This window comes from Clostridium sp. 10cd*, assembly GCF_044336395.1.
GTDB lineage: Bacteria > Bacillota_I > Bacilli_A > Erysipelotrichales > Erysipelotrichaceae > Clostridium_AQ > Clostridium_AQ innocuum.
On record NZ_CP172347.1, the window covers coordinates 935651 to 947737 of the forward strand.

11 protein-coding genes are annotated in these 12087 nt (G+C 43.5%); 10 read left to right on the forward strand and 1 reads right to left on the reverse strand.

Annotated features, from left to right (window positions below; translation table 11 throughout):
• The first annotated feature begins 328 nt into the window (after positions 1-328).
• The 5 genes from ACG3M1_RS04705 to ACG3M1_RS04725 all read left to right on the forward strand — a co-directional run bounded on the left by ACG3M1_RS04705 (position 329) and on the right by ACG3M1_RS04725 (position 4273).
• On the forward strand, positions 329-529 hold the full coding sequence (locus tag ACG3M1_RS04705; protein ID WP_253278413.1) for an AAA family ATPase: 201 nt from the start codon (positions 329-331) through the stop codon (positions 527-529).
• Entirely contained in the window at positions 487-858 is a 372-nt protein-coding gene (locus ACG3M1_RS04710; protein WP_254888037.1) for an AAA family ATPase, read from the forward strand. The genes ACG3M1_RS04705 and ACG3M1_RS04710 overlap by 43 nt, the downstream gene beginning before the upstream one ends.
• Positions 810-1970 carry an AAA family ATPase gene (locus tag ACG3M1_RS04715; protein WP_009587360.1) on the forward strand — a complete coding sequence of 387 codons (1161 nt, stop codon included), beginning with the start codon at positions 810-812 and terminating at the stop codon, positions 1968-1970. The genes ACG3M1_RS04710 and ACG3M1_RS04715 overlap by 49 nt, the downstream gene beginning before the upstream one ends.
• A gap of 423 nt (positions 1971-2393) precedes the next feature.
• On the forward strand, positions 2394-3389 hold the full coding sequence (locus ACG3M1_RS04720; protein ID WP_244343589.1) for an ROK family protein: 996 nt from the start codon (positions 2394-2396) through the stop codon (positions 3387-3389).
• A complete protein-coding gene (locus ACG3M1_RS04725; RefSeq protein ID WP_008816989.1) occupies positions 3386-4273 on the forward strand; it encodes a PHP domain-containing protein in 888 nt (295 codons plus the stop codon). The genes ACG3M1_RS04720 and ACG3M1_RS04725 overlap by 4 nt, the downstream gene beginning before the upstream one ends.
• A 117-nt stretch (positions 4274-4390) precedes the next feature.
• On the opposite strand, the gene ACG3M1_RS04730 is transcribed toward ACG3M1_RS04725, so the two are convergent.
• Entirely contained in the window at positions 4391-5308 is a 918-nt protein-coding gene (locus ACG3M1_RS04730) for a hypothetical protein (RefSeq protein WP_009587362.1), read from the reverse strand.
• A gap of 696 nt (positions 5309-6004) precedes the next feature.
• Here ACG3M1_RS04730 and ACG3M1_RS04735 point away from each other — a divergent pair.
• The 5 genes from ACG3M1_RS04735 (at position 6005) to ACG3M1_RS04755 (ending at position 12043) form a co-directional block, all read left to right on the forward strand.
• On the forward strand, positions 6005-6445 hold the full coding sequence (locus tag ACG3M1_RS04735) for a PTS sugar transporter subunit IIA (protein ID WP_002607814.1): 441 nt from the start codon (positions 6005-6007) through the stop codon (positions 6443-6445).
• A 12-nt stretch (positions 6446-6457) separates the two neighbouring features.
• Positions 6458-7297: a PRD domain-containing protein gene (locus ACG3M1_RS04740; RefSeq protein ID WP_009587370.1), complete on the forward strand. Its 840-nt coding sequence runs from the start codon at positions 6458-6460 to the stop codon at positions 7295-7297.
• 340 nt (positions 7298-7637) lie between these two features.
• Positions 7638-9023 carry a PTS transporter subunit EIIC gene (locus tag ACG3M1_RS04745; protein WP_009587368.1) on the forward strand — a complete coding sequence of 462 codons (1386 nt, stop codon included), beginning with the start codon at positions 7638-7640 and terminating at the stop codon, positions 9021-9023.
• Positions 9024-9113: 90 nt separating this feature from the next.
• A complete protein-coding gene (locus ACG3M1_RS04750; protein ID WP_021419686.1) occupies positions 9114-10553 on the forward strand; it encodes a M81 family metallopeptidase in 1440 nt (479 codons plus the stop codon).
• Between the two features lie 47 nt (positions 10554-10600).
• Positions 10601-12043 (forward strand): M81 family metallopeptidase, encoded by a 1443-nt coding sequence (locus ACG3M1_RS04755; protein WP_008816983.1) that lies wholly within the window; start codon positions 10601-10603, stop codon positions 12041-12043.
• Positions 12044-12087: the final 44 nt, after the last annotated feature.

Consider the following 12087-nt stretch of genomic DNA (forward strand, 5'->3'; position numbering starts at 1 on the left):
ATAAGGGAGGTTCTTTCTTGCTTTAGGGTGTTTGCAAAAGGGAGACTTCAACTTCTATTGATAACTATAATCGTATGGATGTCTCCCTATTTCAAGTTTACCTGCAATCAAGAAAGAACCATAAGGAACCGGCTGCTTTTCGCTTTGCTATGAAAGCAGCGTGCATGGATTCTCATAGGGAACAAAGAACAACCTATCATGATAAATCTTGCATTGTAAATCAGAATTCTATATTTCTTCATTCGCTGGTTTCTATAAACTTAGAAATGCGATATAATAGGAAGAGAAAGTGAGTGATATAATGAAAAAAGGAATTCCGTTAGGAATCATGAATTACAGAGAATTGAAAGAAAAAAATTATTATGTAGTTGATAAAAGTCTTCTGATTCAGGAATTTCTTGAGCGGATGGCAAAAGCCACGTTGGTTACACGGCCCCGCCGATTCGGTAAAACACTCAATATGAGCAGGCGCTGCCCGCCCATGGCGTGCTTGCAGAATTCTTCGATATCACAAAGAATTCAAAAGTAATTTTTGCAGATACTGCCATTATGGAAACAAAGTACGCAGAACATATGAACAGCTATCCGACAATATTTCTTTCATTTGCAGACGCAAAGGATAGTAAAAACCGGATTGTTGCATGCGTGAAAGAACAACTGCTTAAGGTATATGATCAATACTCCTTTACATTGGAAAATTTGAGCATCTTTGAAAAGCCCCAATTTGATTCTATTTTGAAGGGACTGTCAAATTTGGATGATGGAAATCTGGAGACCGTTGATCGCGCCATCAGTTTTCTTATGACAAGGTGTCATCAATACTATGGAAAGCGGGTCATGCTTTTTATAGACGAATAGGCGCTGCCCGCCCAAGGCGTGACACGCCTTTTATAGAAGCTCATACGGGAGGTTTTTATGAAGATGTACGCGGGGCGTTTGCTGCTTTGCTTCATACCTCACTGAAATCCAGCGATGATTTGGAATATGCTATGATTACCGGGATACAGCGTGTTGCGAAGGAGAACGTTTTTAGTGATTTGAATAATATATTTGTATGCACAGTGAAGGATGCTGATTATGCAAGCTATTTTGGATTTACAGAGAATGAAGTTAAGAAGATGCTTGTTGATAACGGGATGGAGTATACAGCTGATGTAAAGGAAATGTATGACGGATATAACATAGGAGGCATCGACATCTATAATCCATGGTCAATTGTGAACTATGTATGCAAGAAGGTATTGGCTCCCTACTGGATCAATACCAGTTCCAATACAATGATCAAAGAAGCAATGCAAAGCTGTGAACAGGATTTTAAGGATGATTATGAGAAACTTATCAAAACCGGTACAGTAGAAACATTGGTGAATTTTGAAACCTCCTTTTATGAATTGAAAAATACATCCAGCTTGTGGGGACTATTTGTCAATGCGGGATACTTAACTGTACATAAGACTTTGGATGTACTTGAGGACATGTACTCCTTACGGATTCCCAATAATGAGGTCGCAAGAGGATTTCAATCACTGACGGTGTTTTTTCTGAATGTGGATGAAACCACGGTGGCAAAAATGTTTCAGGCACTAAAAACACAGAACTGGGATGAATTTTTGAAGAATTATCAGAAAATGCTGCTGGAGTCTGTCAGCTATTATGATTTAAGAAATGAGAATTCATACCACTCACTGCTTTTAGGTATGTGTATGTGGCTGCGAAACGATTATGAAATCGTCAGTAACAGGGAAAGCGGCGAAGGACGTTTTGATATTTTGCTCAACAGTAAAAACAATGCTCTGCCATCTATGCTGTTTGAATTGAAATACACGAAGGATGAGAATGTGAATCTGGAAGCATTAGCTGCAGCGGGTATGGAACAGATGAAAAAGAAAAAATATGGTATCGGTTTGGAGAACTGTGTTTATATCGCCTTGGCACATTGTGGAAAACGTGTTTCCATGAGCAGAGAATAAGATAATGAAAAGAAGTTTCGAGACGATTGTGTTTATGAAATAATCACAATCCACAAAGAAACTTCTTTTTATCTGTAGAGCTAAACGAGTGCCGCGGATTTAAACTATTGTACAGATACCATAGGACAGGCGATACCTGCTTCAGCAGTTTCATAGTCTGCGGATTTCATCTTTTCACTTCGCATATTTTCTCATGCTTTTGCAAGGTCAGACACGAATTTATATCAAACGCAAAGAGCCTTTGTATTTTCAATTATGAATCTTCATATTCAAAGTGAATTTCTAGCTATCGTATGATGGTTAAATTCCATATTTTACACAGCAGGCAGTTGACATTTTATGCAGCTTCCTGTACGATATAGGTGACTTAATAAAGAATCTTTAAAAAGAGGCGGTGATTTATTGGCTTGGAATCCCATACAGATGAAACAGGAGAATCTATCTGTTTTACGAAACGTATTTCTCAAGCAGCACAGTGCGACAAAGCCACAGCTGGCAAAGCTGAGTGGTTTAAGCGTTGTGACTGTTAATTCTTTAATCCATGAGCTTTTGGAAACCGGCGAAGTAATACAAAAGCAGATGCTTCCATCCGGTGGAGGACGACCTGCCCTGCAGTATCAGTACAATGGCCGTTATAAAATGGCATTAACAGCGTATATGTATGTTCAAGAGGGAAGAGAGCGGTTATTTCTGGAGGTTCAGGACTTATTTCAAAACATGGTAGCATCCGATGCCTATGAGATAGCGGATATGGATATTGATATGCTGGAGCATGCCATTTCGAGGTGGATGAAACAGTATCCGACAATTTCAGTTATGGTCTTCGGTATTCCCGGTACGGAGCATCAGGGAAAGCTGAAGGTTATGGATTATGCAATCTTCCAATCACAGGAGCTGTTCGCAAGACTGCGCAGCACCTATCAGATGCCTGTGCTTATAGAAAATGATATCAATGCGGCTTTATTCGGTTACTGTCAGCGGCAGAATATACGTCAGGAATGTACAGCGGGTCTGTATTTTCCAAAAAAGTATCCGCCGGGTTCAGCACTCTATATCCGCGGAGATATTTATCGCGGCGCGAATCACATGGTAGGTGAGCTTGATCAGCTGCCACTGGGCGTTGATTGGAGAGAACAGAATATCAGTGATGAGCAGCAGCTGCGTAACATGGATTTGCTTATACAAAGCATCGCCTGTATGTATGATCCGCAAGCGCTTCTGATTTATTGTGACACAATGGATGAGGCATTGCTAAAAAGGCTCATTACTATCGTAAAGACGGAGTGGAAGGTGCTGACGCCTCCAACGATGATCTTACGAAGCAGCATTCACGAGGATTTCTCACTGGGCGTGAGAGAAATAGCCGCAAGAGAGCTTTTTGATCAGATAATACGGAAAGAAAGAGGTACTTCATTATGAAAAAACTTGATTTGCATATGCATTCCAAATATAGCGACGACGGGCAGTATGAACCAACAGAATTATTGAAAATGTGCAAAGCTGCCGGTCTGGATATGATGGCCATTGCTGATCATAACAGTGTGAGAGGAAGCCGGATTGCACTTCGCCACCAGCAGGAATATGGTATCACCTGTATCCCTGCTATTGAAATAGATGCCGTATCACAGGGCGTCGGCTATCATATTTTAGGATACGGAATTGATGTTCATAATCCTGTATTTGATGAAATTGAGGAGCATGTGGCTTCTCAGGAACGCGAGGCAAGCAAGCGCCGCCGCCAGCTGGTACGGGACATGGGGATCGCCTTTGATGAAAAGCGTATTCAGGAATTAAGTCCCGGCGGTATCACGACCGGTGAGGCGATTGGAGAGGCTGCTATGGAGTATGATGTGGAAAAGAAAAACCCGCTTCTGCAGCCGTATTATCCAGGGGGGGAACGCAGCGATAATCCTTTTGTGAATTTTTACTGGGATATATGCGCACCTGGGAAACCGGCCTATGTGGAAATCTTCTATCCGAGTGTCAGCGCCATCGTGGAGCTGCTTCACCAGCAAAATGCATTGGCCATTGTGGCACATCCCGGGATGAATGCCAAAGAACAGATGGATCGCATACATGATCTGCTTCAGCTCGGTGTTGATGGGTTTGAGGTGTTCAGCTCCTATCATAGTGAACAGCAGACACAGTTTTATTATGATCTGGCAAAGAGCCACGGCTTGTATATGACCTGCGGAAGTGACTTCCACGGGAAGACGAAGCCTGTAGTTCACATTGGTATGTGCAGCATGGAGGAAGAGGAAAATACACGTCTGGTGCGCAAGCTGGAAACACTGCGCATATGAGAAAAAGCTGCGGTTATGCTCTCAACCGCAGCTTTTTCCATGGAAATGTCCTGACGAATGCCGCTTTTTTACGTATAATGCAGGCAGAACCAAGGCGTTCATTCTCTCATAATATCATTAGATGTCAATACCTGCACGTTCCAGTCCTCCCTGTGTAAAGTGCCAGCTTTTGATATGTCTGCCCTTACTCAGAAGTGTCACGAAAGCCTCACCCCTCAGGGTTTCCTGTATCCTTCCCTGCATGGCTCCCTGTTTCGGTGAAGCAAGCGTGTGCCCCTTTTCACCAGACAAGCGTATACGCAGCTCCAGAGGATATTGCTTCAGCACGATTTGCTGGTTTTTCCTGTCCTCTGTGGCACGACACCCCAGATAGGTCGCAAAGCACAGCTGTTTTTCATGAACCATCAACACGCAGATACAGCCCTGAAAGGAGCCGGTGAGAAATGGAATATGTGCCAGAGAAAAGAAAAAGCAGGAAGCAGTGTCCTCACAGTTGTTTGACTGAAACCAGGCATAAGCGGAGGGAAACGAGGTACCGCGGTCCTTCTCCATATAGCCGCTACCATGAATCTGAAAGCAGCGATTGTTCAGTCGGATTGTTCCGCTGACGGTGTGACGCAGAGAAATGATGGAATGCACACATTCCATAGGCACGTAGGAAAACGGACCCATAATGGTCGGTGCATACGGGGAAGTATGCAGCGGTGTTAAGGAGCTGTGCAGCAGATCCGCCTGCAGCTGCGGCAGGCGCAGTGTTACGGAATTCATAGACAGCCGGTTTCCTCTGATGTTAAGCACAAACGGATGCTGCTGTATGGTTACAGCCTTCCATGGATATTCCACATAGCGGCTTTTCTTCGTATGCGTGTCAAGAAACTGAATAAATGCGCTTTTCTTAGCATTGCTGATCTGTAATCCGAAGATGATTGCAAAGCTGATTTCTTTGGTTTGAACACGTACATACCAGCCCTCAAACCAGGGCTTGTTTCCCTTTGGCAGATGCAGTGCGAATTCCTGTTCAAGTGATGATTTCATAAGCAGCCTCCCATGTTCATTCGTATATCGCATGGAATATTGTATGTAGGAAGGATGCTTCCTATACCCATGGATTCTTCTTTACGCAAGGAACTGTTTTTGAAAGATGCTTTTCAACTTTCTCCAATAAGAAAGAAATTGAGATTAGGGGGATGAACGCTTTCATATCTCAGGCTGAACACAGGCTGTAATCTTCATTTCTGAAGGAACAGTTAGACATTCTGCCGGCTTCTTGCTAATGTAAAAGCGGTAAAAGTAAGAAGCTGTAATTCATCCATATATCTAGTAGAATCCAGCTTGGATAAGGACAAAATAATATCGTATGGCAGTAATCTCATAGATTAAGAGTCCCCTTTGTAGTAGCCTTGATTGATTTATTCTCCGCTGAATCGTAATCAATCATAAAAAAATGTTAAAAATATACAAAAAAATGGTATTGACAACGCTTTCAGCGTGGTGCTATACTGTAGGTGCGGATAAAGAAATGACTGGATTGTAATTCTTAACTTGATTTTAGGAAGCAAGACCTATCAGTAAATCCAAATTTTTGGTATGATAACGTCTTGCTTTTTTGTGTCTTATAAACATAAGCGAAATGAGCGGGATGTGCAGAAACGGATACTGTTAAAGCACAGAGCTTCATACATAAAAAAGGTGAGGCTGTGAATTGAACAAGGAAAACAGGAGGGAAAGAAAATGGAAGTTTTATGTAGTCCGGTGAATGGCAAAGCTACTATGCTGGAGAATGTACATGATGAAATGTTCTCGGAAAAAATGCTGGGAGACGGTATCGCAGTGATACCGGATGAGAATGAATTGAGGAGTCCTGTGGAGGGAACGGTAACCATGATTTATGAAACACAGCATGCAATCGGTATTCAGACAGATTTGGGAACCGATATTCTGATACATATCGGTATCGACACCGTGCAGCTGCACGGGGTACCGTTTCAAACAAAAGCAAAGGTTGGAGATCGGGTTAAGCAGGGAGATTTGCTGACCATCGTAGACTGGGATATGATAAGAAATAAAAACATGGATGTTATTGTGCCGATTATTGTAACAAATAAAAGGGTTGATCAAATGAAAACAAATGGGGATATCAGAGTGGGGGAGCCTTTGTTTGAGATAGTGTAAGCGGGTACTCATATGCAGATCAAGAAAATTTATAACAATAACATCGCCATGGTCAAAAACGAGGCTGGGGATGAGGTCATTCTGGTGGGAAAGGGCATTGTATTCGGTTTGAAAAAAGGGGATGAAATTCAGGCGGAAAAAGCGGAAAAGAAGTTCGAGCTGAAGGGGGAGGCGAAGCATAAATTTGAAAAAATGATTCAGGATACACCAATCGACTATATTCTGGTATCTGAGGAAATCATTGCGTATTTCAAGGAACACAGCACGAAAGCACTGAATGACGGTATTTATGTAACACTCACCGATCATATAGCGAACACCATAGAGCGCATACGAATGGGAATAGATTTCGACATGACGATGCTGTTAAATGTGAAGTCTTTGTACAGAGAGGAATATAAGCTCGCTTTACATGCAATCGAAATGCTGCGCAATGCATTTCATCTTCATATCGATGACAACGAAGCAAATTTTATAACGCTGCATATCGTCAACGCCGAGCTTACCTCCAATATGATGGAAATATATACCATTACATCCATCCTGGAAAGCATCAATACAATTGTGTTGCAGAGCTTCCAAGTCGATGTACAGGATAATTATGATTTTGACCGGTTCCTCATCCATTGCCGCTTCTTTGTGCAGCGCATTGTCAATGCGGAAGCCGGTGTGCACCAATCAACGGCAAATCAGGCAATCTTTCAGATGATGAAGGAACAGAGTGTGCAGCAGTATGCCTGTGTAAATCAAATCGCAGAGATGCTGGAAAAAAAGTATGCATACTCTGTCAATGATGAGGAAAAATTATATCTTCTGATTCATTTGAATAAATTAACGAAGGACAGCGTTTAGAAAAAGAATCCTGAATAACATACAAAAAAAGCCTGCAGAGAGCTTTTGGAATACCGGTACAGCATTGCCGGCTTACTCTTGTTTCACTGGTTTCAAAAGAGATAGCTATATGTGATATGTACCCGTATGATATTCCGGAAAGCCTGGGGATGAACGGTACTTTCAGCGGCTTGTATGTAGCCTTCAGGTTCTGATATAAAATCAGTGAGAAAGGGATATAGAGAAGTAAGCCAAGCGATACCATCTCTATACTAGGTGAAAGACACACAGCATTGGATGGTGACGGTAGATCCGGCCAAACCTCTTAGAAAATTTATTTTCATTAAAGGAGGAAATTTTTATGGCAAAGTATACAGAAATGGCCAAAGGAGTCTTGACAAATGTTGGCGGAATTGAAAATATCACATTTGTTGAGCACTGTGCGACGAGATTGAGAATTCACTATAAGAGCAAAAACAAGGTAAATGTGGAGGCCCTGAAAACGGTGGACCGTGTTGTTGGACTTGTTGAGAAAGCCGGACAGGTACAGATTATTATCGGTCCGGAGGTCAATGATGCGTATAATGAATTTCTGGATGTTTCCGGCTTCAAGGTAACGGATGAACAACCGTCCGTGGGGAATGATTCGTCCGATGATGAGCAGGAAAAGAACTTCATGTATTATTTGAATGTCTTCGGAAACAAATGTGCGGCAATCTTTATGCCGATCATTCCGGCTATGATTACCGGAGGTTTGATCCTGGCTGTTAAAAACCTGCTGGTAAACTACTTCGGTATGAGTGCGGATGGCGGAACTGCGACACTGCTTCTGAATATCTTCACGGCTGGCTTCTCATTCTTCCCGATCTGGATCGGATACTCCTTCGCGAAATCATTGCGTATGGAACCGATTATGGGTGGTTTTTTAGGAGCTGTACTGTTTGTATGCAGTGATGCGAAGGGGCTTGATTTCCTAGGACTCAGTGTGCCAACCGTAACCTATGCAGGCAGTGTGTTCCCGATCATTCTGGGTGTGGCTGTTATGTATTTCGTTGATAAATTCCTGAAACGCGTCATTCCGGAAATGTTTGTGTATTTCTTAAAACCAATTCTAACCATGATCATCGTTGTTCCTATCACTCTGATTGTTTTAGGACCGATCGGTACCATGCTAAGCAACAGTGTCGGTGCCGCAATTCAGGCAGTCATGAGTGTTGCCGGCTGGATTGCAATGCCTATTCTGTCTGCCCTGTATCCGTATATGGTTATGCTTGGGCTGGATAAAGCATTTACGCCGATTATGGCACAGTCCATTGCGGAAATCGGCTATGATCCATTCAATATGGTTATGGGTCTTGTATCCAATCTATGTATTGGCGGCAGTGCACTTGCAGTTGCGTTCCATTTAAAAGATAAAGCGAAAAAGGGTATGATTTCATCCTTTGGTATTACAGCGCTGTGCGGTGTTACAGAGCCTGCCTTCTACGGCTCCCTGATCATGCGTCCGAAATGTCTGATCGGTACTGCAATCGGTGCGGTATGCTCCGGTCTGATTGCCGGAATCTTCGGTCTTCAAAACTATGTTGTCGGCGGATGTCCGGGTCTGTTATCCTTCTTCTATTTCCTGCCCGCAGATGGTTCTACGGGGAATATCATCCTATATTTTGCAGTAGCGGTTGTTGCGATTGTCGTATCCTTTGTGGCGACCAGCTACATTCTTAAAAAAACAGATACTGTGAAAGAATAGAGTAAGAAAAGACTTTGACGAAACTGTATTTGTTGAAGTCTTTCTTTCAAATGAAACAAATAAAGGAACGAAGAACACGGAGGTAAGAAAATGAAGGTACTCGTCGGAGAGTTTGTCACAGAATCAAATGCTAATATTCCCACTATATGTACGATAAAGCAGTATGATATCGGACTCGGTGAGGATTGTATTCAGAAAATGGGAATCCGTGAAGTTTTTGAAAGGAACGATGTTACGCTGATTCCCAGTATATATGCAAATGCCGGAGCTGCCGGTGTTGTAGAGAAAAGCGCATTTACGTATATCGAGCATATGTTTATCGATACGCTAAAAAAGAATTTGCATGAAATTGACGGTATTTTCCTGATGCTGCATGGTGCCAGTGAGGTGGAGGAGCTTGGGTCCGGAGATCATCATATTTTAAAGGAGCTGCGTAAACTTGCCGGTCCGTATTTACCGATTGCGATTGTATGTGATCCGCATGGAAATTTATGCAAGGAATATGCAGAATCGGCAACCATCCTGCGAAGCTATCGCGAGTCCCCGCATACGGATGCTGATGAAACAATGGAAAAGGTAGCGGAAATGCTATGTGAGCTGTTGAAAAAACGGCGTAATATTCATGCGGTATACCACAAGCTTCCTTTGATTCTGGGTGGAGAACAAAGCGTATCTGCGGATGAGCCGGTCTTATCAATCAACCGGTATATGGATGAACTGGAGAAGGACGATCGTATCTTAAGCTGTTCCTGGCATGTTGGCTATATCCGTCATGATTGTGATGTCGCAGGCTGCGGTATCATTGTTGTTCCATACAGTGAGCAGGATTTGCCTTATGCACAGGAGGCTGCGGATCGTCTGGCTGCCTATGTATGGGAAAAGCGTCATGAGTTTCATTATACAGGCTTAACAGCTTCGCCTTCCAAAGCGTTGCAGATGGCACTGGATTTTCAGGATAAGCCGGTGTTTATCACGGATTCCGGTGATAATGTAACATCGGGTGCAACCGGATGGAACACCGGTATACTGCGTCAGGTGCTGCAAACGGAAACGACAAAAAAATTTTTATTTGCGACCATATGCGATCCTGCCGCATACCAGACACTGTCCGCATGTAAAACAGGGGAGGAGCTTTCCTTTACTCTGGGTGTAGGCTTTGATGAGCTGAGCAGTGCGGTGGAGCTGGATGCTGTTGTGAAAAGCAGTGGAAACCTGACAGGCTTTATGATGCATGATCATACCTCTGTTTTCGGACACTGTGTCAATGTTCATATAAAGGGAACTTCGATCGATATCATGGTTGCGGATACCGGTTGGGCAGTTTGTGAGCTGCATCAGTTTGTCAGTGCAGGCATTGATGTCGATGCGTATGATGTTATCGTCGTAAAGCAGGGGTATATTTTTCCCGATTTCAAAGCAAAGGGGAAGCTTTGTGTCATGTCACTGACCGAAGGGGCAACTCTTCAGGATACTGCACGTCTGCCATTTAAACGTATCATGCGCCCTATGTTTCCAATCGATGATATCTGAAGCATACCAAACGTATATACGGATTATATGACAGGAGGAGGAAGCAGATGAAAATTTTAGCAGCTAAATTTGTATTGGAGGCAAATGCCCATGTACCGATGAAATGTGATATGGAGAATGTGGCGTTGTCTTATGGAAAGGAAGCACTGTCACACATGCAGCTTGGCAATGTGTTTGATGCAGAGGATATAGATCTCATTCCGGTAATCTGTGCGGATGCCGGATGCAGCGGAGTGATGAAAACATCCTGTTTTATGTATATTGAGCAGCGCATTCTACAGGCTGTGAAGGAACATGTAAAGGATTTGGACGGTATCTATCTTCACCTGCACGGCGCAAGCTTTGTAGAGGATATCGGTTCGGGGGAGCATCACTTGCTGCGCTGTATTCGCAGGATTACCGGCCCCTATCTGCCCATAGCGATATCCTGTGATCCGCATGGAAATCTGACAAAGGAATATGTGGAGAATGCCACCATTCTTCGCAGCTTTCGGGAGGCACCGCATACTGATATTCCGGAAACTGTACAATTTGTATGCCGTGCACTCGTTCAGGAAATCCGCAATCGGATGAATATGCGTCCTGTATACCGAAAGCTTCCATTGATACTGGGAGGAGAACAGAGTGTTTCTGCGGATGAACCGGTACGTTCCATCAATCAGTTTATGAATGAACTGGAAAAGGATGAGCGGATACTGAGCTGTTCGTGGCATGTCGGATATCTGCGTCATGATGCCCCGGAAGCAGGCTGTGGGATTGTCGTAGTGCCAAGCGCACAGGACTTTCAGCAATATGCTGAAGAAACAGCAGATCAGCTGATGAACTATGTCTGGGGTAAGCGCCATGAATTTCATTACACGGGTCTTACCAGAGAACCGCAGGAAGCATTGCAGGCAGCTCTTGATTTTTCAGGAAAGCCGGTGTTTCTCACGGATTCCGGGGATAATGTGACCTCCGGAGCGATGGGGGCTAACACATTTATATTACGGCAGGTGTTAGCTTGTGAACATCTGACAAAACGCTTTTTGTTTGCCGCGATCAATGATCCCGCAGCCTATCAGCTGCTGGAAACACATGATGTGCAGGAGCAGGTTCATTTACGCCTCGGTATGGATATGGATGAGTGTACAGCTGCGGTGGAGCTGGATGTAACAATACTTGCAAAGGGCCGGCAGGAAGGAACGCATATGTATGGGGAAGAAGGAGATTACGGAGGTCTGGTTAGCGTATCGGTAAAGGGTAAGCCGATAACGATCGTTGTTACGGATAATAATCATTCCTTTGTGGAAAAGCACCAGATGGACGCATGCGGTATCGACTGGGATGATTATGATGTCATCGTTGTTAAGCAGGGATACATCCATCCGGAATTGAAGGAAAAAGGAAAGCTGTGCATCATGTCCTTAACGGATGGGGCAACCTTGCAGGATACAAAGCGGATACCGTTCAAGCTGATTATGCGTCCGATGTATCCGCTGGATGATATGTAGCATATGCTCAACAGAAATGATAAACTGGAAATACGGTATGAGAA

Coding starts and splice junctions, on each gene's coding strand:
- ACG3M1_RS04720 (WP_244343589.1), top strand. CDS start 2,394: ATGAAACAGGAGAATCTATCTGTTTTACGAAACGTATTTCTCAAGCAG.
- ACG3M1_RS04750 (WP_021419686.1), top strand. CDS start 9,114: ATGAAGGTACTCGTCGGAGAGTTTGTCACAGAATCAAATGCTAATATT.
- ACG3M1_RS04755 (WP_008816983.1), top strand. CDS start 10,601: ATGAAAATTTTAGCAGCTAAATTTGTATTGGAGGCAAATGCCCATGTA.
- ACG3M1_RS04745 (WP_009587368.1), top strand. CDS start 7,638: ATGGCAAAGTATACAGAAATGGCCAAAGGAGTCTTGACAAATGTTGGC.
- ACG3M1_RS04740 (WP_009587370.1), top strand. CDS start 6,458: ATGCAGATCAAGAAAATTTATAACAATAACATCGCCATGGTCAAAAAC.
- ACG3M1_RS04705 (WP_253278413.1), top strand. CDS start 329: ATGAATTACAGAGAATTGAAAGAAAAAAATTATTATGTAGTTGATAAA.
- ACG3M1_RS04730 (WP_009587362.1), bottom strand. CDS start 5,308: ATGAAATCATCACTTGAACAGGAATTCGCACTGCATCTGCCAAAGGGA.
- ACG3M1_RS04735 (WP_002607814.1), top strand. CDS start 6,005: ATGGAAGTTTTATGTAGTCCGGTGAATGGCAAAGCTACTATGCTGGAG.
- ACG3M1_RS04725 (WP_008816989.1), top strand. CDS start 3,386: ATGAAAAAACTTGATTTGCATATGCATTCCAAATATAGCGACGACGGG.